A 23,073-nucleotide genomic window follows, 5' to 3' on the forward strand; every position below is an offset into this window, starting at 1 on the left:
TTATAATAGTAGTAAAAAGACCCATATAGATAGGAGTTAAACCATGAATCGGCTTATTTTTCTTGGCACGGGGGATGCAATGGGGGTTCCGCGTGTATATTGTGATTGTCTCGTATGCACAGAAGCTCGCACGACAGGGGCGAATGTAAGATTGAGATCGTCTGTGCTGATCGAAAGCGAGACGGAGGACTTTATGATTGATTGTGGCCCGGACTGGCGCAGACAGCTAGAATTGCGCGGTCTGCGTTTTATCCCTACGATCCTTGTGACACATGCACATTTTGACCATATTGGAGGATTACCAGAATGGGCAGATGCCTGTCGCTGGACTGGGAACAGAGGTCGCTTGTACGCGCCACAGGAAGTGATTGACACGATCTTGCGTCAATTTTCCTGGCTCTCTGGAAACTTGGATCTTATTCCAGTAGACCAGGGAGCCCAACTTGGCGGATGGAATATCCGGGGATGGCGTGTGAATCACGGGAAGAACGGATATGCCTACGCTTATCGTCTGGAAAAGGACGGCTTCTCGTGGGCTTACTGTTCGGATTCGATTGGATTGAATGAGGTGGAAATTCTGCCCTTGCACAATCTGAATTTGCTCGTCCTGGGAACGAGTTTTTATCATGAGGAGGCCGAGTATGCCACCCGTTCCGTATATGACATGCTGGAGGCTCAGGAGCTTATAGGAAGGCTTAAGCCTGAAAGCACGGTATTTACACATATGTCCCATGATGTGGATGTCACACGCAACTATGGGCTTCTGGAAGGGATTAGCTTGGCACACACCGGCATGAGTTTGCCGTTAGAATAAAGGTGCCCTTTACCTTTACATCGTTCGACTGATACGTAGAAGTGTGGAGATTCCTTCTTTGATTTGTAGCTCGTTGGCGTATGAATAAGACAGCCGTATATGCGTTTTACCCTCTGCGCCGATGGGATCAAACACATTGCCGGTGACAAAGGATACGGACTCTTGTATACCTTTGGCAAGTAATTCATTAGGTTTCAACGTAGAAGGCAGCTGGAGCCACAGGTTGAGTCCCCCTGCCGGGCTGGTCCACGTCCAACCGGAGTCGCGGAGACTGTCTTCCATCGTTTCCTTACGAATCTGGAGCGCGATACATAGCTTTTTAATATGCTGCTGCATACGTGGAGATTGAAAGTATTCTAAAAACAGCTTTTGATTCAGCAGTGGCGATCCATTGTCCACTAACGCTTTGACGTTCAGCAGGCTGTTCATGAGCTGTGGTCGGCAGGTCACGGCTGCGATTCGTAGACCGGGTGCGACATATTTACTGTAACTTCGAATGTAGACGGCGCTTCCCGAAACATCATAGGCGAAAATCGGAGAAGGGGGCTTTTGCCCAAAGCTAATGTCATAGGTGCTGTCATCCTCAACAATAAGGCAGCCATAGCGCTCGGCTAGTTCAGGCAGTCGTTTGCGCTGCTCATCGGGGACCGTAAAGCCCGTCGGGTTGTGGAATGTTGGATTCATATAAAAGAGGCGTGGTTTTTCCGTTTTCATGCACCACTCAATCTGGTCCATATCATAACCTTCTGGTCGAATATCAGTCATAGTCAGACGTGCGCCTAGTCTACGGAATATTTCCATAGCGGGGCCATAGGCAGGGCGTTCGATCAATACACGGTCTCCTGTACGGAGCAGAGATCGGGCAATTAAATCAATGGCTTGCTGTGCTCCAGAGGTAATCAGCACTTCATCCGGTGATAAAGCAAAATGCTTATCCACGCTAAAATGCTGCGCCATGGCCTCCCGAAGCTCGGCATCGCCCTGTACAGCGGAATAGGTGGCCGCTACTTTTGGATGCTTTTCAAATACCTGCATCATCAGCTCTCCCCAGAATCGGTTGGGCAGGAGAGAGGGGTCAATCAGCGCTTTGGAAAACTGGAAATTCGCATTTACCGATTGAACGCGGCTAAGTCCATCCATTCCTCTCCAGGCTGAAACTGACGGATCATCTGCCGCATGGGCAGATTCGGAGTGAATCGTGAGGTCAATGGACGAATGTCCCGAGTAGCCAGCATATTTTGCATGCCCAGTCGCTTGGGAAGCATGAACGTAATATCCTGATTTGTCTTTTACATAGACCAGTCCCCGTTGCTTCAACTCCTGATATGCCCGGAAAACAGTTAGCCGATGTACACCCAGCTCCTGAGCCAAGCTTCGTACGGACGGCAGCTTCATGTCTGTTTGCCAATCCCCGCGATCAATCCGCACAGTTACATAATGGATAACCTGCTCATACAGCTTTAAGGCATGATCGGCTGGAAAGAGTAGTTCGCTGTTGTTCTTACCCATGCTGTCCACGCTCCTTTCTGTGTATTGTACTATATAGCACTTTAAAAACGTATACAACTGTTCTGTAGTTATACATCTGTTCTGTTCGTCCCCCTGTATGCTTAAAAGCAACTGAAGGGAGAGGGACGTATCATGATAGGTATCGCGTTTACAGTAATGTGTCTTATTTTTGGCACAACGTTTTTGGCCATAAAAGTGGGAGTGGAAGCCGGACTTCCACCATTCCTATCGGCAGGTGTACGTTTTTTCGCGGCAGGGGCGATATTGTTCATTGCTATGAAGCTGACCGGAAAAGTACGATGGTCGTTATTATGGCGTAAGGAAATGTTGCTGATTGGAGCAGGAACGACCTTCGGTACATTTTCAGCCTTGTATTGGGCAGAGCAATATGTCAGCTCGGGGATCGGAGCTATTTTGTCAGCTACCGGGCCGATGATGATCGTCATTTTGCAATCTGTACTGCTACGGCAAAAAACGTCACGGATTACGGTCGTTGGCTGCATGATCAGCTTTCTTGGTGTGGTACTGGTTGTGCTGCCCGGATTGGCGGTTCAGATCAGTGGTCTGTGGCTGGCGGGATGCCTTGTCATTTTGCTGGGGGAGCTGTGTTATTCCGGGGGAGCTCTTTATTCCAAGCGAGTGATGGATGTATTTCGTGAAACGAACCCAATTGCCCTGAATGCGGCGCAAATGATCCATGGGGGATGGATGCTGCTGTTACTGTCTGCGATCACGGAACCGTGGAGTTCTGAGGGGTGGCAGTACCTTCCTGCCATGGGGTCTTTACTTTATCTGATCCTGTTTGGTTCAATGATTGCACATACACTGTTCTACTGGCTCATGGAGCGTACAAATCCCCTGTTTCCGACGACGTGGCTGTATATATCACCGCCGATTGCGGTGGGCTTGGGAGCGTTGTTGTATGGAGAGCATGTAAGCTGGTGGATGCTGGCTGGGGTGCTGCTCATTGTGACCGGACTAATCCTTATGAACAATGGAATTATCCGTCTGGTGAACAGGCGCAAGGTACGTTCTGCTGCCTGATATTTTATAGCGGTCAGGTTAATATGATCTGACAGAAAAGGCCTCCAAACTGTCGTATGTTACTGATCATGCGACGTTTGGAGGCTTTGTTGTTGTATTACTTTATTTAAGTATTATGGGAGCAGGCACTTTTTGCTTATTCAACATTGAGTACGAATTTGTCGATGGCATGCTTAACACCGTCTTCGTTATTGCTACGAGTGATGTAATCAGCCAGCTTTTTCAAATCAGGAATGGCATTCTCCATCGCTATGCCGAGACCAGCACATTCAAGCATTTCATGGTCGTTCCAAGAGTCGCCGATAGCAATCGTTTCCGACAGTTCACAGCCAAAATGGTTTGCAAGGAAGGTAAGCGCATGGCCCTTGGTGCCTTCATGATGCATAATTTCCAGAAAATGAGGCTTGGATTTTGTAATGTGAACCTCATTGCCAAGCAGTTCGCGAAGTTCAGGAATTAATTCATCTAACACTTCCGGCTCGTCGATGATCAGCAGTTTAGGAGCCGGCTGCTCTATAACTTTACTGAATACAGGCTCTACAAAATATTCCGTGTTGTTCAGTTCTGTGTAATCTTTGATTTTCTGATTATCTTCACGTGTGTACAATTTGTCATCTATATACGTTTGCAGATGCAGATTGCGTTCTACGCAGAATTCATACAGGCGACGTGCAGCCACGAGTGGAACATAACGCTCATACAGCACGTTTTCGTCCAGCAGGTTTTTAACCAAAGCTCCTTGGTACGTAATGATTGGCACGTTCAAACCAGTTTGTCGAGCAATTTTGTGTGCGGAGGCATAAGCTCGTCCAGTAGCGAGGGTAACCACCACACCTTTCGCTACAGCAGCTTCTAATGCCTGTTGTGTCGCCGGTGTAACTTCTTTCTGGTCGTTAATGAGTGTATCATCAATATCAATGGCAATTAATTTATACATATCGGTATTCTCTCCTTTATCTCTATCATGGGGCAATGTTAAAATTGTATCTTATAATATTCAAAATGACAATATCGCAATGAAAAGGGGACGGCCCCTATAAGAGCCTGTCCCCTTATAACCACTGAAGTGTTGGCTTGAAACGATGGGAAAAAGTAACGGTTAGTCTTCCAAAAATACAAGTCCAACAAAATCGTCCAGCTCAATATTACCAAAATAGTGCTTCAAATCGAGAGAGGATAAGGCTTGACGTACCTCACCTTCATCATAGCGCTTGCCACGCAGGATATTTTCAATATCAGCAACGTCACCCACGCCGAAGAAATCCCCATAGATTTTAATATCACGGACATAGCCTTCCTTAAGATCCATGCGGATATCAATAATGCCGACCGGAAATTTACGTGTGTGCTTGATATTGCTCTCGGGGGATAGACCGTAGTTCCAATCCCACGATTGGTAGCGTTCTTTGGATATTTCATGGATTTTGGCCCAATCGGTATCGGTGAGCTTATATTGAGGTACCTGATCCAATTCTGCACCGAATATGAAACGCAGCAGTTCCTCGCGAAATTGCTCTATGGTCATCTCACGGTCCATCAGTTCGCTGATGTTAGCCACGCGACTGCGGACGGATTTAGTGCTTTTGGATTTGAATTTTTCGGGATTGGCATGCAACGATGCAGCCACATTGTCCAGATTCAGGTTAAACATCAATGTACCGTGGCTGAACATCCGTCCGCGTGTGGCAAATTGGGCGTTTCCTGAAATTTTACGTTCTCCGACCTGCAGATCGTTGCGGCCTGTCATTTCAGCTTCTACTCCCATTTGGCGCAGAGCATCAATAACGGGTTGCGTAAATTTGAGGAAATTATGAAAGGACTCCCCGTTATCCTTGGTAATAAAGCTGAAATTTAAATTACCGAGGTCATGATATACAGCACCGCCGCCGGACAGGCGACGAACGACTTGAATATTGTTATCTCTGACAAACTCGGCATTGATTTCTTCAATGGTATTTTGATGCTTGCCTATAATAATAGAAGGCTGATTAATGTAAAACAGCAGATAGCTGTCGTCCAGCGGAAGATGCTTGAGCGCGTACTCCTCAATGGCAAGATTAATGGCTGGATCGTGTATGCCCTGGTTGTCGATGAACAGCATGTCCATTCCTCCGTATATACAAACTGTGTAATTTTATGTGTGCCTCCTTCTATTGTAACCCAAGTGAGCCATGTACACAAAAGCTCATTTGCATTGACGGGACGCAAAAAGCAGCCTCATAATGGAGCTAAATGATTGGAAACGGCCGGAAAGGATGAGAGGTAATGATAGAGGTTTACGGTCATGGCGGGGACAGGGAAACAGCTGCAGCGACATTCGGCGGAGCTGCTGCGGATTTTGTAGATTTTAGTGCAAATATTAATCCGCTTGGTCCACCACCGGAGGTGCTTGAGGCGCTGCAACACTCATTTGACACTGTGATTCGCTATCCAGATCCTGGGCATCGGAATTTTAAAAATATGCTCGCACGGCGACTACATGTTCCACCGGAGTCGTTAAGTATCGGAAACGGAGCGGCTGAAAGTATGGCGCTCCTGCTATTGGGACTGGCTCCTAAGCGTGTGGGTACAGTGGAGCCGTGTTTTTCAGAATATGCGGAGCTGGCTGGCAAATTCGGAGCTGAGGTCAACCGGGTGTACGGGAAGGCCTCGCTTCAATGGAAGGCGGACGTGGAGGACATCCTTCAGCTCATGGAGCAGGTAGATGTTTTGTTTCTTGGGCAGCCGAATAATCCAAACGGTGTGCAATATGGTAAGCAGGAGCTGTGCGAACTGGCAGAAGCGGCTGGCAAAACGGGTACCGTGCTGGTGGTGGATGAAGCATTCATTGATTTTATCCCGCTGGAACGGCGAATCTCACTACTGCCTGTGCTGGATCGTTATCCTCATGTGATTTTGATCCGGTCAATGACCAAATTTTATGCCATTCCTGGCTTGCGATTGGGCTATGCGATTGCTCATCCAGATTATATCCGGCGAATGACGGCCAAACAGGTGACCTGGAGTGTGAATGGATTGGCGTTGCTGGCTGGGGAGGCGTGTTTGAGAAGTGGGCAAGCATATGAGCACCAAACACAGGAGCTGATTGCTACGGAGCGCAACCGCCTGTTGACCGCCTTGGCGGAATGGGGCTGCGGTGTTGTTCCCGGCGAAGCCAATTACGTGCTGGCAAGGGCGCCGGGTACGTGGAGCGCATCGGCGATTCAGCAGGCGCTTGGACAACGCGGAATTCTTATACGTAGCTGTGCTATGTATCCGGGACTGACGACGAGCCATTTTCGAATTGCGGTCAAGGATGCAGAAGCCAACGCCAGGCTGCTGTCTGTATTGGGTGAAGTGCTGGAGGAGGAGCAGCGGCGTGACAGTTAGCTTGATTATCCTGGCAGCCTATCTTTTGGACAGGCTGATCGGTGACCCGAGGTGGTTGCCACATCCAGTCATCGGTATGGGACATGCCATTTCAGCATTGGAAAAAGCGATTCGCCGCCAGGCCCGAAGTGACCGGGGGTTGAAACGTGCGGGTATACTGCTTCCACTCATTGTGGCGGGAGGCTCCTTTACGCTCGCCTGGGCGCTATTGCACTTGCTTGCCTGGATTCATCCGTGGTTGTCTGTCGGCGTAGAAATGGTGCTGATTGCGACCACGATTGCTTCCAAAGGACTAAAGGACGCAGGAATGGCAGTATACCGAGCGTTGCAGGCGGATGACCTGGCTGCGGCACGGCGGGAGCTGGGCATGATAGTTGGGCGGGATACGCAACAGCTTGATGAGCCTGAGATTGTACGCGGTACCGTCGAAACGGTCGCTGAAAATATCGTGGACGCGATTATTTCCCCGCTTTTTTATGCCTTGATCGGGGGAGCACCCTTGGCGCTGGCTTATCGTGCTGTGAATACGCTCGATTCCATGGTTGGCTACAAAAATGAAAAGTATCTGCATTTAGGCTGGGCTTCAGCACGTCTGGATGATGTCGCTAACTACATTCCGGCACGCCTGACAGCGGCAATGCTTGTGGTAGCGGCGTGGATGTACAAGCGAGATGCTGCAAGAAGCTGGCGCACAGTCAAGCGAGACGCTCGTCTGCACCCAAGCCCGAACAGTGGCTTCCCGGAATCGGCTGTTGCCGGTGCACTGGGGATTCGTCTTGGAGGCTATAATGTGTATCATGGCGTGCGCTCCTTTCGTGCATACATGGGCGATTGGATACGACCGCTAGAGTCGAAAGATATACGGCATACGATCCAGCTGATGTTCGCCGTGTCCAGTATGTTTGTAGGATTGTGTTTGTTAGGAGCCGCAGGTTGTTTTGCCTTGGGATGGGTGCGGTGAGGAGTGACACACTGAATAATGATCGAGCAGGAAGTGACATGATCTTGAAACAAGATATAGCAGCAAAAAGGACAGTAGAATACGCACAAAGTCCGAACTCACAGGAGGATAAGGTGCCGTATGATGCTAAAGAAGATCTGCATTGGGACATGGAACTCGTGTTAGTTCGTCACGGCACAACCTTATGGAACAAGGAACGTCGATATCTAGGACACTCCGACTTAGGTTTGCTACCGGGAGCAGAGCAGGAATTAAAGCCTTTGCAAGAAAAATTGCAAGGGCAGTCCTTTGCTCGAATCTATTGCAGCGATTTAATGCGATGTCGCCAGACCTTGCAGATCATTGTGCCGGAATCAGAATTGACGTCTGGAGGTTCCCTATCTACTATGTCTCCTATGATGGAACCACGTCTGCGAGAGCTTCATTTTGGTGAGTGGGATGGAAAAACGTATGACATGCTCAAGGATGTGTCGTTGTATCGCGCTTGGATTGATGAGCCGCAACGGATAACCCCTCCTGGAGGAGAGTCTTGGGCAGATTTAGTGAATCGTCTACGGAAATTTCTTGACTCTCTGTATGAATGGCGTGTTGCTATGGAAGTTCAACCCATGGATTTGACTGCTGCGCCACCCTCTGTTTTGGTCGTTACGCATGGTGGCGTAATTCGTCAGTTAGCTTGCATGCTGATACCGGGCCATGATTTTTGGAGTTTGAATCCGAAGCCGGGAGAAGCATTTAGGATTCAATTGAGGCTGGCAGGACGGCACAATTACATAGCAGAAATGCTTCCTCATTAGGTTAGACACCAGCGGATAAAGAGGCTGTTTGGGTTGTAAGCCGCCTCTTTTTAACCTATAATCATCAAGTAAAAGAACGGCTTGACTACCACTACATCAAATATCCAGCAGACGAGGTCGGCGCAGCGTGATGAAACTATGGTTTCCCTTGCCTGCGCTGTTAAAAGGGAAGTCGGTGTGAGTCCGGCGCGGTCCCGCCACTGTAAATGGAAACATGCCCGTTAGTCCTGCTTTATGTGCTACTAAGCATATGAAAGAATTTCAGGACATGCATTTTACCATAAGTCAGGATACCTGCCCGTCCGCCTGTCACCATAATCCTTCGAGGAAAGGATGACGTGTTCGCAGTGACTGTCCATGCGGAAAGAAGCTGCCGCCTGCGCACGATCTGCGCTAACGTGACCCCTGTGTCCTGATATGAGGATGCGGGGTTTTTTTGATAGGAAAAGAAGGCTGGATTTAGAAGATATCTGATGATGTTCAAGTAACGCTCTTAACGATTTTTTTATGAAGGGGTGCAAATCATGGCAGGAAAAAAAATAAAGGTTTGGACAACAGGTCTATTGGTTCTGATTTTGGCAGTTGTGCTGAGTGCATGTGGAGCTAATGGGAAAAATGCTGAAAATAAAGAGAACCAGACTTCTTCACAGCAGCCGGGACAGACCGTAACCGCACAAGAGCCTCCGGGCAAAACAGTTTACCCACTCACAGTTAAGGATGCAACAGGACAGGAATTTACATTCAAAAAAGCGCCGGATAAAATCGTTTCCGTCTCCCCGGCAGAAACCGAGGCGCTGTTCGCCATCGGGCTGGATAAGGAAATTGTCGGTGTCTCCGACTACTCTGATTACCCAGAAGCAGCTACGAAAAAGCCTAAAGTGGGCGGTATTATGAAACCGAACGAAGAGGCGATCATTGCTGCTAACCCGGAAGTCGTTTTTGCAGGGATATCACTTAGTGAACAGGCTACGACCAAGCTGCGCGATATGGGAATTATGATTTTTAAAACGGAACCGAAGACAGTTGAAGATGTCATGGCTAACATCGAATTGTATGGGAAAATCACCGATCATCAGAAAGAAGCGAGAGCGGTGACTGACAAGATGAGAGCAGATGTAGCTGAAGTGAAAGAAGGAATTAAAAATATCGGTAAAGGGCAGAAGCTGCGGGTATACGTCGAGTTTTCACCAGGCTGGACAGTTGGTAAAGGCGAGTTTATGGACGAGCTGATCACGTTAGCGGGCGGCGAAAATGTAGGTGCCACGCAGAAGGGGTGGTACCAAATTAGTGAGGAAAATATTATTGCTGCGAACCCTGACGTGATTTTGTACAGCAAAAGTGTCAAGGACGACAAAACTGGTCAAACGCTCGGCGAAATCATTAAAGCTCGCAGTGGATGGGATCAAATATCGGCTGTTCGCCACAACCGGGTATTTGCCGTGGATGATAATTTGATTAGTCGTCCGGGTCCACGCGTAACGGAAGGTCTCAAGGAAGTGGCCAAGGGCGTGTATCCTGAAATTTTCAAATGAACCGTAAACTGATCGGCTTTGGAGGAACAGGTCTTGTCCTGCTGTTACTGACGCTACTGCTCTGTCTTGGCATCGGCTCGGCCAAGCTTCCGGTCAGCCAGATCACGGGCATTCTGGTTAACCACCTTCCATGGTTAGGCGATACGTTTACACCGGATTGGAATACATCCTCAGAGCAAATTATTTTGAAGGTCAGATTGCCACGAGTGTTACTGGGAATGTTGGTAGGAGCAGCGCTGGCGCTGGCGGGAGCCGGATTTCAGGGTGTGCTGCGTAATCCTTTGGCTGATCCGTATACACTGGGGGTATCCTCGGGGGCTTCGGTAGGAGCGGCAGTACTGATTTATTGGGGCCTTCAATTTTCATTTGTTGGCATATGGACGCTGCCGCTAGTGGCATTTACGACCGGAATGCTGACGCTGTGGATGGTGCTGACGTTGGCACGGGAAGGTGGAAAAATTCCGACACAAAGTCTCATTTTGTCGGGTGTGGTGATGCAATCCTTTCTGGGGGCGGTTGTTTCCTTTCTGACAGCCATGTCGAAGGAGACGGTCAATGAAATATTGTACTGGACGATGGGAAGTCTTAGCCTGCGCGGTTGGTCATATACAGGAATCCTTTTACCTTATGTGGTCATAGGACTGGTATTTCTATGGAACCGGGCACGTGTGCTGAATATTTTGGCTTTGGGTGAACGTCAGGCGGCTCACATGGGAGTTCATGTAGATGCGACGAAGCTATCTGTTCTGATCATTTCCACGCTGCTGACAGCAGCCGCTGTCTCGGTATGTGGAGTGATTGGCTTTGTGGGACTCGTTGTACCGCATATCATTCGTCTGGTGACAGGACCTGATTACCGGATGATTGTTCCATTATCTGCGCTCGGTGGAGCTATTTTTATGGCTTGGGCAGATACGGCGGCTCGCACGTTGTTAGCCCCCACGGAAATTCCTCTGGGCGTGATGACGGCCTTTGTTGGGGCACCGTTCTTCGCATATCTCCTGTACCGGAACAAGAAGCTGCGCAGGGGGGAAATGCTGTGACAGAACAAAGTGAATCACAGAAGGTACATGATCGGGCGTTAGAGGTAGCGGGTCTAACACGTGCCTATGGAGAGTTCCATGCGTTAAAGAATATAAGCTGGAGCGTCGACGAAGGAACTTGGTGGGGGATTATTGGTCCGAACGGCAGTGGAAAATCCACCTTGCTGCATTTGCTTTCCGGTGTAGATCAGCCAACTTCGGGAAACGTGCATATCTATGGCAAAAAGGTCGGTAGCTACAGCAGAAAAGAGCTTTCCCGACTCATAGCCGTACTCCAACAGGAAGGGCTTCCTCCAGTGGGATACACCGTCAGGGAAGTCGTAGAAATGGGACGTTTTCCTCATCAGGACTGGCTAGGCAGGGAAAAGGGTGTTGATGTGGAGGCGATCACGGATCGCGTGCTAGAGCGATTGGGTCTTACCACGCTGGCGGACAGAGCATTGGACCGCTTGAGTGGGGGACAGCGACAGCGTGTAGCTTTGGCAAAAGTAATGGTGCAGGAGCCACGAATATTGCTGCTGGACGAGCCTACGACCTATCTGGACTTGCGCTATCAGCTTGAATTTATGGAACTGCTGGCAGATTGGCGCCAAGAAACGGGTGTGACGATCATTGCGGTCTTGCATGATCTTAACTTGACAGCCCAATTTTGCGAAGATTTGCTTGTACTCAAGGATGGAATGGTTGAAGGATTGGGAGCTTCATGGAAGTTATTAACCGAGGATCGGATTCGACGAGTATACGGTGTTGAGCCTGTGATGCTTCCGCATCCCGATAGCGGTGTGCCGCAGCTCTTGCTGCGCAGGAGTGCTTCGGATACAGCAGATTAAATAAACGATGAAATACACTTAAAAAGAGCAGGGAGTGGAAGTTATGAACAACAAGCTGCGTCAGCTGATCGATAGCATTGCCCAGCCGGATGGGGTGGCGGCCTCGGCAGCTTCAGCCCATTTGGACCAATTAACAAAGCCACCGGGAAGTCTTGGAAAGTTGGAAAGTGTGGCCATTCAGCTAGCAGGAATTACAGGAGTGGATAAGCCTGAATTTGATCGTAAAACGGTTATGGTCATGGCTGCGGATCACGGGGTGTGTGAAGAGGGAGTCAGTGCCTTTCCGGCTGAGGTTACACAGCAAATGCTGTATAACATGCTGTCAGGTGGCGCGGCAATTAATGTGCTGGCACGCCATGCGGGCGCAGATGTCAAGGTGGTAGATGTTGGCGTGAATGCGGATGTCGCTCACGCGAATCTGGTGGACCGTAAGGTACGCATGGGTACTTCGAATATAGCTAAAGGGCCAGCGATGCTGCGTACGGAAGCGGAACAGGCGGTTTTGGCCGGAGCTGAAGCCGTAGCAGAAGCGGTCAAAGGTGGCACACGGCTATTCGTTACCGGAGAGCTGGGCATCGGGAATACGACAGCCAGCGCTGCGGTCGTATGTGCTCTCACCGGACTGGAGCCGGAAGTTATCGTAGGCCGGGGGACGGGTGTAGATATGGCTGGGCTTACCCGTAAAATATCGGTTGTCTGCCGTTCATTGGACGTGAACCAGCCAGATGCAAATGATGCGTTCGACGTACTCACTAAGGTCGGCGGTCTGGAGATTGCCGCCTTGGCAGGAGTCATCCTCGGGGCAGCCGCACATCGCTGTCCAGTCGTGTTGGACGGCTTTATTTCAGGCGCAGCCGCCCTCGTAGCGCGTGCACTTGCGCCTGCTAGCGCTGCGTACATGCTCGCTTCGCACGCCTCGGACGAGCGCGGGCACGCGGCGGTGCTCCGCCAGCTCAAGCTGGAGCCCATGCTTCATTTGGACATGCGGCTCGGGGAGGGCACAGGCGGTGCGCTTAGCTTGCACCTGATTGATGCGGCGTGCCGCATTATGCGCGAAATGGCGACCTTTGCCGATGCAGGCGTATCGGACGGTCAGGGAGCCGCGCAGCGATGAAAGCGCTCGTGACTGGCGGGGCACGCAGCGGGAAAAGCGGCTTTGCCGAGCGATTATGCATGTCGCGCGCGCCTGGCGCCTGCTACATTGCAACGGCGCAAGCCTATGACATGGAGATGAAGGAGCGCATCGCCCTTCATCGGGTCCAGCGCGAGTCTGCCGGATACGACTGGCAGACGCTGGAGGAAGCGCAGGCGCTGCCGGAGCTGCTGCGACGGCTTGGCGGCGATCAAGCGTCGCAGCCATCACCCGCGCCTATGGTGCTAGTCGACTGCCTAACCCTGTGGCTGTCGAACGTGCTACTGGCCGCAGGCGAGGACGGCGAAGCTGCGTCCAGAGCTGCCATTAATGAACTGGCGGCAGCTGTGGAGCAGTATCCGGGGCAGCTCGTCATCGTGACCAACGAGGTTGGTGACGGTATTGTGCCCGAATATCCGCTTGGTCGGCTGTATCGGGATTTGAGTGGGGTTATGAATCAGCGGATTGCCCGTCTTTGTGATGAAGTATTTTTGGTGACGGCGGGCATTCCCGTAGAACTCAAACAGTTGGAATATAAGCTATGAGCCGCGAACGTCAGGCTGTTGCTGCGGCTTTTCAATTTTTAACGCGTCTTCCGGTGAAGGCGGAATTGGATTTTTCCCCGGATTTGCTTAAACGCAGTGCAAGTTATTATCCGCTGGTCGGAGTGGTTATTGGCATCATTGTCTGGGGCTTTGCGGCGCTTACTTCTATGGTGTTGCCGCCGTTGCCGTGTGCGATTCTTACGCTTGTTGTCTGGGTTTGGTTGACGGGCGGATTGCATTTGGACGGGTGGATGGATGCGGCTGATGCCTTGTTCAGCTACCGATCCCGTGAGCGGATGCTGGAGATTATGAAGGATAGCCGTGTAGGAGCAATGGGCGTTATTGCTTGTGTGTTGCTACTCATGCTCAAGGCTTCTTTGCTGTATACAGTGTTGGTTGAACGGAATGTGTCTGGCTTACTGCTGCTTCCGATGGTTTGGAGCCGCTGGTTTATGGTACATGCAATGAAGCGCTGGCCTAAAGCCCGTAATGATGATGGGCTGGCTGCGCGTTTTGCTGATATGAGTGGTGGCCGCGTAGGGTTAGCCGTATTCTGGGCTGTATTAGTGACCCTGAGTGCTGCCGTAGGACAATATCTTCTGGCAGGTTTGGCTACAGCAACAAGGGATACTGGGAATCTGTCGTTGGCAGGATCAACCATACAGACGTTCCTTTCATATTCTCAGAGCCTTCCAATCTCGATAGGTTTTGTGTTGATTCCGGTCTTGGCTTACGGTGTTGGAACCTTCACGGCAAACCGTATTAACCGCCGCTTGGGTGGACTTACGGGAGATATATACGGAACTTTAAACGAATTGCTGGAGACTGTTTTATTGTTGTTTATTGTAATTTTGTACGGGTTGTGACCAGATTTGAAATGAATTCGTTAAAGGGGAAGAGGCAATTGTCAACTTTCGAACCGTCCTGCACGAACCCGGCAGCCGTATTGATGCTTCAAGGAACAGCGTCGGATGTGGGCAAAAGCGTGGTGACAACTGCGCTTTGCCGTATTTTTACGCAGGACGGATATCGTCCCGCACCGTTTAAGTCGCAAAATATGGCGTTAAACTCTTATGTTACCGAGGACGGCAAGGAAATTGGACGCGCTCAGGGGGTGCAGGCTGAGGCCTGCGGTATTGAGGCCACGACTGACATGAATCCGATTCTGATTAAGCCAGTCAAAGATATGCACTCACAAATTGTTGTACACGGTGTACCTTATGCCTATATGAGCGCCTCCGATTACCGGAAGGATTTTTTGCCAAAAGCCAAACAGACCGTTATGGATGCTCTGAATCGGTTGCGTGATACCTATGATATTGTCCTTATGGAAGGGGCAGGCAGCCCGGCAGAGATTAATTTGAAGGACCGAGATATCGTAAATATGAATTTAGCAGGTTGGGCGGATGCACCAGTGTTGCTTATTTCAGATATCGACCGGGGCGGTGTTTTTGCCTCTCTCGTAGGAACCATCGAGTTACTGGAACCCCATGAAGTACAGCGTATCCGCGGATTTATCATTAACAAATTCAGAGGTGATCTGTCTCTGCTTCAACCGGGATTAGACTGGCTGGAAGAACGGACGGGCATTCCTGTACTCGGTGTATTGCCCTATCTACCAGACATTCGCATTGAAGCAGAGGATTCGGTAGTACTGGATAAGAAGCCCAAGCGATCAGCAGAGGATAAAGAACTGGATATTGCAGTGATACGATATCCGCGGATTTCCAATTTTACGGACACGGATGCTCTGGCCGCAGAGCCGGATGTGAGTGTTCGTTATGTCACAGAATCCGGACAGTTGGGCGTACCGGACGCCATTATCTTACCGGGGACCAAAGACACCATAGGAGACCTGCTGGAATTGCGTGAGAGAGGTCTGGAGAAAGACATTCGGCAGGCTATGAATACTGGACGCACACAGCTAGTTGGCATTTGTGGAGGTTATCAGATGCTGGGTACAGCGCTATTTGATCCCCAAGCCGTCGAATCTGGGTTGCCGCAGCAGGCAGAAGGGTTAGGTTGGCTGGCTCTATCCACGACCTTTTTAAAGGAAAAGCAAACCGTACGCGTACAGGGAACCCTGTCTAATCATTGCCCGCTTTTGCTTAGTACTGCGCCTGATTCGGGTTCTGCCTCTAAGCCAAGCATTGAAGGCTATGAAATACATATGGGCGTTACGGAGTATGTTACGGAACCATACGAACCTACAGATATAACTTTTAACCTAAGCGAAATGAAAAGGCTATTCCATATCCGGCGTGGCGAAGGAACAGCTTTTGAGGAAGGCTGGGGTACGACAGACGGTAAAGTATGGGGAACCTATTTGCACGGTGTGTTTGATAATGACCGTTTTCGTCGGTGCTGGCTGGATGGATTGCGACAAGCTAAGGGCTTGGCACCTTTAGAAAGCACTTTTACTGTACGTGAAGCCAAGGAACGAGAGTTTGACCGTGTCTCAGAGGTGGTACGGGCTCATTTAGATATGGAGCAAATTTATCGTATTATGGGAATGAATTCATAAACTTCATGGATGATTATTAAAATCGCTTTTAAAAAATAAAGAGGTATCTCTACAGCCATTTTCAAGACTGTGAGATACCTCTTTTTATTCAGGATTTTGCAAAATTCGATTCCAGTCGCTCTGAAGTGCAAGATATAGACGAACTAAACCATTTCGATCTACATCTTGTCCATTGGAAGTCGCTTATGGGATTTTTGCAAAATCCTCTATTGTATCGGCTTACGTAATTTTAAATTTTTGAACTGCCTTTTGCAGCTCGGTTGCTTGTTTGCTTAATTGGCGAACAACCTCGCTGTGGCTTTCCATTTCATTTAGTTGCTCATCGGCGTTAAAACCGATTTCTTGAATCATATGCTGTGCATTGGCAGCGATGAGAGCTGTCTCTTCCACGGAAGCAGATACTTCCTCCGAGCTGGCGGATACTTGCTCCGTTGCTGCAGATACCGTTTGAATCGTAGCATTGATCTTTTGCATAAGCTCACTTAGCTGGTTAAAGGCTGAGCTCGCTTGTTGAACCATTTCCGTTCCCGAATGAATTTCACGGCTAACCTGGGTCACAGAGTCCACAGATTGTTGCGATACTTCTTGAATGGTAACCAAATAGTCAGAAATTTCTTGTGTGGCTTCTTTAGATTGCTCGGCAAGCTTGCGTACTTCTCCAGCTACTACGGCGAAGCCCCGTCCATGTTCGCCCGCACGGGCAGCTTCAATGGAGGCATTCAGGGACAACATTTGAATTTGCTTCGTAATATCGAAAATAGCCGAAACGATACTGCCAATGGCTTCTGAGCGCTCATTCATACTATGGATGTATCGAAGCGATTCATCGGCAGCATGTCCTACCTGTGACATTTGAGCTACAGCTTTTTGAGCGAGCGTATTACCGTTAACCGTTTCTTTCGTTGCTTCACTGATTTGATCGGATACATCATTGGCAGAGGAGGCGATGTGCTGAACACCTTGAGCGATTTCCTCCATAGCCTGTGCATTTTCAGCAGCAGTTGTAGCTATGCTGGTACTGCCCTTTGCTACTTCCTCTGCGGCAACTGTAGAGTCCTGCACTTTTACACTCATAGCCTCAGTCCGACGAAGCAGCTCGTCCGATCCTTCAACAACCGCACTGGATGTAGAAAGCACATGGCCGATCATTTCTTTCAAGTTATGAGACATTGATTGGAAGCTGCGGGCAAGTTGGGCAATTTCATTGACTCCATGAACCTTCGCTTCTTGTGAAAGATCACCTTGAGCGATTTTTTCGCTATGACGAACCAATTCAGCAATGGGTTCTACAACTTTACGTATCACGAGGGTAGAAATAATTCCGCCCAGCAGGAGCGTTGCCACTGTAATACCTATGCAAATCCATAAAATTTGTTGGGATTTTTCCTGTACGAATCCGACATCTTCGTTCACGCCCAGAACTAGATTACTACCCGATATAGCAAAGAAGGCGGTTTTGTGTACTCCGTACGAATCGCTGTAAATTTCACTGATATTCATCTCGCCTTGTTTTGCTTTTTTAATATCCTCTACAGGAATGAGTGCATCCTTGACCTTGTATACTGATTTTACATTCCGTGCGACGACTTCGGCTTTACCATCCTTTACTACTGCGATATATGCCGATTCTAATTTGAGAGTATCGACCTTCTCCTGAAGATAGGATTCCATCTGTATAGCGGAGCCGGAATCAGAACCGCTTCCTTGTTGGGCCTGAACGGCTAAGGAAATATTGAGATCCTGATACACATTTTTAGCTCCAGTTTCTAGCAATTGGTCTACCTGAGGCATGACACTGTTATTAATGATACTCATGGATATTGCATAGAAACTGATGCTGAATAAAAGGGATGCAAAGAGCTGAATCAGCAAAAACATAATTCGTAATTTCGCGCCAATGGAACGATTAAAACTCTTCATGAAAATTCTCCTCTCACATGATGGTAATAAAATCAGACGAATTTCCCTGCTTGATGTAGGCCGCTTGTCCAATAAGATACTAGACACGCCATGATCTACTTGTTTTCCTCTCCTTGCTTGAAGAAAAGACTGAAAATGTTCGGATTCTATGTATATTTCAGCTGTATTCAAGGGACAAGAATGTGAAAGGGAAGTAATCCATGATTTACTAAAAAGTAGGTTAGACCTATTTTACATAATTAACAGGCGGTTGAATAGTCATATTTGCCCAAAAACAAACAAAAAATATATAACTATGGTCTTAGGTGTTTAGATGTAAGTTAGATGTAAATTATCAGGTGCATAAAAACGAATAGATTACTCCTTCTTTAAAACTATTGTATAAAAGAAGTAATATAAGTAGCATAAGGAATACCGCTTTTATGACAATATTCTTCTAAGCTTGGTTTGGTAAGTTCGAAAGTGGTCTTCAATATACATATAAAAAGGGGAAAAGGTAGTTATGAATCGGGATTTACTTTCCAAAGAAATGATTTCGCAGGTCAGGGGAGAAGATGAACAGGAGCAGACTTCCGGAAGTTACAGAGCTGCCACAGGGAGAAATCCGATAAGTCGTCTATTAGATTATGTATCAGGCGTATTCACTCCGATCTTGCCGGCAATGATTGGGGCGGGAATGATCAAGGTATTAATATCTATTTTCATGTCCTTAGGTTTTTTGTTTTCAGACCAACAGGTATTTACTAGTTTGTTATCTGATCAACAGGCGTATACCATTTTATTGGTTATCAGCGATGGGGTATTCTATTTTTTGCCCATTCTATTTGCGGCAAGTGCGGCAAGAAAGCTGAACAGCAATATGTTTGTTGCGGCTGCCATCGGAGCATCAGTATTGCATCCCCGCCTGACAGAGTTGTTCCAGTCTGGTGAGGAGGTTCGCTTTGGCGACTTGTCAGTCATAGACGGGCAGTCTGCTTCTTCCATAATACTAATGCTTGTTGTCGTTTGGATGGCGTCGTATGTGGAAAAATGGTTAGACAAGCATACCCCCTATTGGCTTAAAGTAGTGGCTGTCCCGACTTTGACTCTGATGATTTTTATACCTTTGATGATGTTCGTTCTTGGCCCGTTGTGGGGTTATCTCGGTCAACATTTATCGGATGGACTCGCATGGTTATTTGATAATGCAGGAGTGTTTGCAGGGCTGCTGCTCGGGGGCGCGATGTCATTGCTTATTTTGGCAGGTATGCAATATATAATGGTACCGATTATGATCAGCTCGCTTGCAACACTGGGCTACGATCATGTCTTTCCTGTGGTAGTGGCAGCGGTACTTGCTCAGACAGGTGCAGCATTTGGCGTGTTTTTTAAATTCAAAAATGTCAAAGTGAAAACGCTGGCCTTTTGGACAGGCTTGCTTGCCATGATGGGGGTGGTTGAGCCGGCGATGTATGGAGTCACAATGCGCTTTAAGAAGCCTTTTGTTGCGGCGTTGATCGGAGGGGCTCTCGGTGGTGCATTTATGAGTTTATTTGGAACTGAAGCAACGGCTATTGGTGGTATATCAGGTCTGCCCAGCTTGGGATTATTCGTCGGTCCTACATTTATATATGCTATTTTGGGAATGTTAATCTCATTAATTACAGCTGGCGTAATTACGTATTTTATGGGCTTTGTGGATGAAAAAGATGAGCATTCGCAAGTAGTGTCCACATCTGGCATGAATGCTTCTCCGAACTCGGTTGTGGAAAAGAGCCCTGGCAGCTAAGGCGTGCCAATGCCCAAAAGCCTCATGAAAGTGTTTACAAAAAAACTTGTCACCTCAGTCTTTATATGATATTATGGTGTCAGTTATTCAAAACTGCACAATCGTGGATTGTTACTGAGCGTATCGGGCAAAACCATAAGCAGGCACTATGTGTCAGTTTTGGTATTGCCTTTTTTTACTACTCCAAGCGGCTTAAGGTGATGGAATGAAGATAGCAAAGGTGCTGAATAATAACGTCGTAACGGTCACTGATGAACAGCAGAAAGAATTAGTCATTATGGGAAGAGGAATTGCTTTTAAAAAAAACACAGGCGATGAGATTGAAGAAGAGAAAATCGAGAAAATTTTCAAACTTGAAAGTACCGAGGTTTCCCGCAAACTCATGACCCTGATGTCTGATATCCCTATTGAATATGTTGAAATTTCTGATGAAATCATCCAATATGCCAAAACGATACTTGGTGTAGAGTTGCATGACAGCATCTATATTTCGCTGACGGATCATATCCATTTTGCCATAGAGCGTTATCGCTTGGGTATGGATATCAAAAATGCACTTTACTGGGAAATCAAGCGAATGTACCGCAAGGAATTCACGATTGGGACCAAAGCACTGCACATGATTCAGGACAAGCTGGGAGTTACACTTCCAGATGATGAAGGAGCATTTATCGCCTTACATTTGGTGAATGCACAGCTTAATAGCGAAATGCGCGAAACGATAACCCTGACTAACATTGTCAAGGATATCATAAATATTGTAAGTCGCTTTTTTGTAATGGATCTGGATGAAGAGTCGTTAAGCTATTACCGCTTTATTACACATCTCAAATTTTTTGCTCAACGGGTAATGAATGGGACCCCTGTACAAAATACAGATAATTCCCTTCATGATATGGTTAAGGTTCAGTATAAGAATGCTTACGCCTGCGCGGAAAAAATAAGAGATTATACCACTAAAATCTATGGTCGAAGCTTGTCCCAGGATGAGATGTTGTATCTCACCATTCATATCGAGCGTATCATTAAAAATCAATGATTTCATGTATGATCAGGGATTTAGGATTGCTACTTCTAAACCAGAAGGCAAAACCTGAATGCTGAAAGAAGATTGGCTTTTTATAAAGCTGTCTGCTTTCTGTATTCAGGTTTTTTTATTGCCCATTTGCGCATTTTATTTTATACCTTAAAAGAAAAGAGGAACACCTCATGGATCGAAATCAATTATCCAAAGAGATACTTACACTGGTTGGTGGTGAAGAAAACGTAGAGCAGGTCATTCACTGCATGACCCGCTTGCGCTTCAACCTTCATGATGATAAGAAAGCTCAAAAAGAGCAGTTGCAGAAAACGGATGGCGTCATGGGAGTCATGGAGAGTGGCGGCCAGTTTCAGGTTATTATCGGTAATGATGTAGCTAACGTGTACAAATCGTTGGTGAGCAACATGTCCAAGGCTCCGCAAAGTGACTCAGGAGCAAGTACTGCATCTAAGAAAAAACAAAACCCGATCAGCAAACTGTTCGACTTTATTGCGGGTATGTTTACACCGATTTTGCCAGCGATCACCGGCGCAGGTATGATCAAAGGGATCATTGCTCTTTTAGTGGCCATGAACTGGATGTCCGATAAGAGTCAAACCTATACGATTTTAGCGGCAATAGGTGACGGTGCGTTCTACTTCCTGCCTATTATTCTGGCTGTCAGTGCTGCTAGAAAACTCGGCAGTAATATGTTTATTGGTGCGGCGATTGGTGCTTCCATTTTGCACCCGACGATTACAGCTTTACTGGCATCTAACGTGAAGGTTAGCTTTATTGGTCTTCCGGTGACAGCGGCCACATATTCTTCGACCGTGATTCCAATCGTTATTGCGGTCTGGCTGGCATCTTATGTTGAAAAATTCATTGATAAGTATACACATGCATCACTGAAGTTGCTCGTTGTTCCGACATTGACTTTATTGATTATTGTACCTTTGACTTTGGTTGCTGTAGGGCCGCTCGGCTCCATTATTGGTAATGGCCTGTCAGGCGGTATCTCTTGGTTGTTTGAAAATACAGGTGCACTTGCAGGTCTGCTGCTAGGCGGTACCTTCTCCCTGATCATTATGACAGGTATGCACTATGCGTTGGTTCCTATTATGATTGGATCGATTGCAACGTTGGGGTTTGACTACATGATTCCAATTATGGGAGCAGCCAACTTGGCACAGGCTGGTGCTGCACTGGGTGTATTCTTAAAATCAAAAAATGCCAAAGTCAAAACAGTGGCTTTCTCTACGAGCTTGACAGCTATTATGGGTGTAACTGAGCCTGCAATGTATGGTGTAAATATGCGGTTTAAAAAACCATTTACTGCTGCGTTGATCGGCGGAGCCGTCGGCGGGGGCTTCATGAGCTTGTTTGGTACAAAAGCGTATGTCATGGGTGGATTGGTTGGTGTGCCTGGTCTGGCGATGTTTATTGGGCCGACTTTCTTATACGCAATCATGGGTCTCATTATTGCATTTGTGGTTGCTACGATTGTTACCTATTTGATCGGCTTTAAAGATGAAAAGAACGAAGAAGCACCACAAGCAACAACAGACGCTGCCGGAAACATCTCTACTGATGAAATAGCACAATCTGCTGTGTCCTCACTGCCGAAAGGTGAGAAAATCCCAGTATACAGCCCGATTATGGGTGAAGTTAAGCCGCTCAGTGAAGTCAATGACCCTGCATTTTCTCAAGAAATCATGGGTAGAGGTTGGGCTATTGAACCATCCGAAGGCCGGGTTGTTTCCCCTGTGGACGGCACAGTGTTCTCCATTTCCAAAAGTGGGCATGCTGTTGGATTGGTGAGTGATTCAGGACTTGAAATGCTCATTCACGTTGGGATGGATACGGTTAAACTAAAAGGACTTCATTTTACGCCTCATCTTAAAGCAGGAGATCGCGTAAAGGTAGGAGACCTCGTGCTGGAGTTTGATCTGGTGGAAATCCGCAAGGCTGGTTACGAAACGATAACGCCTGTTATTGTTACGAATGTAGCTCAGTTTAGCGAGTTGGAATCCGCTGATAATCAGCATAAAGTGGTTAAGGAACAGGAACTGCTATACACAGTGATCGTCTAACGGCTGATAAAAATTTTACGCCTAAGTTGAATACATGTCGTTGTGTTCAGGACAAAAAACAGCAAGTCTTCGAAAGATGAAGGCTTGCTGTTTGGCATTTTCAATAAAACCCAAAGTGGAAGCTACTTAACTATTTTATTGTTATAAAACCTACAAAAATAGTTGGTTTTG

19 protein-coding genes and 1 riboswitch are annotated in these 23,073 nt (G+C 47.7%); of the genes, 15 read left to right on the plus strand and 4 right to left on the minus strand.

Annotated features, from left to right (window positions below):
• Positions 1–43: 43 nt before the first annotated feature.
• Complete coding sequence (locus JOE49_RS12470) at positions 44–814, plus strand: MBL fold metallo-hydrolase (protein ID WP_165176278.1); 771 nt, start codon at positions 44–46, stop codon at positions 812–814.
• Between the two features lie 15 nt (positions 815–829).
• On the opposite strand, the gene JOE49_RS12475 is transcribed toward JOE49_RS12470, so the two are convergent.
• Positions 830–2,323: an aminotransferase-like domain-containing protein gene (locus JOE49_RS12475; RefSeq protein WP_209941356.1), complete on the minus strand. Its 1,494-nt coding sequence runs from the start codon at positions 2,321–2,323 to the stop codon at positions 830–832.
• Positions 2,324–2,455: 132 nt separating this feature from the next.
• Between JOE49_RS12475 and JOE49_RS12480 the strand changes: the two genes are divergently transcribed.
• A complete protein-coding gene (locus JOE49_RS12480; protein WP_013309297.1) occupies positions 2,456–3,367 on the plus strand; it encodes a DMT family transporter in 912 nt (303 codons plus the stop codon).
• 136 nt (positions 3,368–3,503) lie between these two features.
• Here JOE49_RS12480 and JOE49_RS12485 read toward each other — a convergent pair whose 3' ends face one another.
• Together JOE49_RS12485 and lplA are read right to left on the minus strand one after the other, a co-directional pair.
• Entirely contained in the window at positions 3,504–4,304 is an 801-nt protein-coding gene (locus JOE49_RS12485) for a Cof-type HAD-IIB family hydrolase (protein WP_023987642.1), read from the minus strand.
• A 162-nt stretch (positions 4,305–4,466) separates the two neighbouring features.
• On the minus strand, positions 4,467–5,468 hold the full coding sequence (gene lplA, locus JOE49_RS12490) for a lipoate--protein ligase (RefSeq protein WP_053324908.1): 1,002 nt from the start codon (positions 5,466–5,468) through the stop codon (positions 4,467–4,469).
• 164 nt (positions 5,469–5,632) lie between these two features.
• Here lplA and cobD point away from each other — a divergent pair, with 164 nt between their 5' ends.
• The 10 genes from cobD (at position 5,633) to JOE49_RS12540 (ending at position 16,100) form a co-directional block, all read left to right on the plus strand.
• Complete coding sequence (gene cobD / locus JOE49_RS12495; RefSeq protein WP_160789839.1) at positions 5,633–6,736, plus strand: threonine-phosphate decarboxylase CobD; 1,104 nt, start codon at positions 5,633–5,635, stop codon at positions 6,734–6,736.
• Positions 6,726–7,697, plus strand: coding sequence for an adenosylcobinamide-phosphate synthase CbiB (cbiB, locus tag JOE49_RS12500; protein WP_209941358.1), 972 nt, complete (start codon positions 6,726–6,728; stop codon positions 7,695–7,697). The genes cobD and cbiB overlap by 11 nt, the downstream gene beginning before the upstream one ends.
• Before the next feature lie 38 nt (positions 7,698–7,735).
• The gene (locus tag JOE49_RS12505) at positions 7,736–8,494 is read left to right on the plus strand and encodes a histidine phosphatase family protein (protein ID WP_481856234.1); all 759 of its coding nucleotides are present in this window, start codon (positions 7,736–7,738) and stop codon (positions 8,492–8,494) included.
• A 122-nt stretch (positions 8,495–8,616) separates the two neighbouring features.
• Positions 8,617–8,810: riboswitch (cobalamin riboswitch) on the plus strand.
• Positions 8,811–9,018: 208 nt separating this feature from the next.
• The gene (locus tag JOE49_RS12510; RefSeq protein ID WP_160789903.1) at positions 9,019–10,026 is read left to right on the plus strand and encodes an ABC transporter substrate-binding protein; all 1,008 of its coding nucleotides are present in this window, start codon (positions 9,019–9,021) and stop codon (positions 10,024–10,026) included.
• Positions 10,023–11,069: a FecCD family ABC transporter permease gene (locus JOE49_RS12515; protein ID WP_209941360.1), complete on the plus strand. Its 1,047-nt coding sequence runs from the start codon at positions 10,023–10,025 to the stop codon at positions 11,067–11,069. The genes JOE49_RS12510 and JOE49_RS12515 overlap by 4 nt, the downstream gene beginning before the upstream one ends.
• Positions 11,066–11,899: an ABC transporter ATP-binding protein gene (locus JOE49_RS12520; protein ID WP_209941362.1), complete on the plus strand. Its 834-nt coding sequence runs from the start codon at positions 11,066–11,068 to the stop codon at positions 11,897–11,899. The genes JOE49_RS12515 and JOE49_RS12520 overlap by 4 nt, the downstream gene beginning before the upstream one ends.
• A gap of 43 nt (positions 11,900–11,942) precedes the next feature.
• Positions 11,943–13,013: a nicotinate-nucleotide--dimethylbenzimidazole phosphoribosyltransferase gene (cobT, locus tag JOE49_RS12525; RefSeq protein ID WP_209941364.1), complete on the plus strand. Its 1,071-nt coding sequence runs from the start codon at positions 11,943–11,945 to the stop codon at positions 13,011–13,013.
• Positions 13,010–13,576, plus strand: a complete 567-nt coding sequence (gene cobU / locus JOE49_RS12530) for a bifunctional adenosylcobinamide kinase/adenosylcobinamide-phosphate guanylyltransferase (RefSeq protein ID WP_053324914.1) — start codon at positions 13,010–13,012, stop codon at positions 13,574–13,576. Before cobT ends, cobU begins: the two co-directional genes overlap by 4 nt.
• Entirely contained in the window at positions 13,573–14,442 is an 870-nt protein-coding gene (cobS, locus tag JOE49_RS12535) for an adenosylcobinamide-GDP ribazoletransferase (RefSeq protein WP_209941366.1), read from the plus strand. The genes cobU and cobS overlap by 4 nt, the downstream gene beginning before the upstream one ends.
• 38 nt (positions 14,443–14,480) lie before the next feature.
• Positions 14,481–16,100: a cobyric acid synthase gene (locus tag JOE49_RS12540; RefSeq protein WP_209941369.1), complete on the plus strand. Its 1,620-nt coding sequence runs from the start codon at positions 14,481–14,483 to the stop codon at positions 16,098–16,100.
• Between the two features lie 219 nt (positions 16,101–16,319).
• Here JOE49_RS12540 and JOE49_RS12545 read toward each other — a convergent pair whose 3' ends face one another.
• Positions 16,320–18,020: a methyl-accepting chemotaxis protein gene (locus tag JOE49_RS12545; RefSeq protein WP_209941371.1), complete on the minus strand. Its 1,701-nt coding sequence runs from the start codon at positions 18,018–18,020 to the stop codon at positions 16,320–16,322.
• Positions 18,021–18,522: 502 nt separating this feature from the next.
• On the opposite strand from JOE49_RS12545, the gene JOE49_RS12550 reads away from it, so the two are divergent.
• From JOE49_RS12550 to JOE49_RS12560, 3 genes are all read left to right on the plus strand, one after another.
• Complete coding sequence (locus JOE49_RS12550; RefSeq protein ID WP_209941374.1) at positions 18,523–19,788, plus strand: PTS transporter subunit EIIC; 1,266 nt, start codon at positions 18,523–18,525, stop codon at positions 19,786–19,788.
• A 205-nt stretch (positions 19,789–19,993) separates the two neighbouring features.
• Positions 19,994–20,827, plus strand: coding sequence for a BglG family transcription antiterminator LicT (gene licT, locus JOE49_RS12555; protein WP_068939930.1), 834 nt, complete (start codon positions 19,994–19,996; stop codon positions 20,825–20,827).
• Positions 20,828–20,997: 170 nt separating this feature from the next.
• Positions 20,998–22,902, plus strand: a complete 1,905-nt coding sequence (locus JOE49_RS12560; RefSeq protein ID WP_209941376.1) for a beta-glucoside-specific PTS transporter subunit IIABC — start codon at positions 20,998–21,000, stop codon at positions 22,900–22,902.
• The last annotated feature ends 171 nt before the right edge of the window (positions 22,903–23,073 follow it).

This window comes from Paenibacillus sp. PvR133, from assembly GCF_017833155.1.
In the GTDB taxonomy this organism is placed as follows: domain Bacteria; phylum Bacillota; class Bacilli; order Paenibacillales; family Paenibacillaceae; genus Paenibacillus; species Paenibacillus polymyxa_B.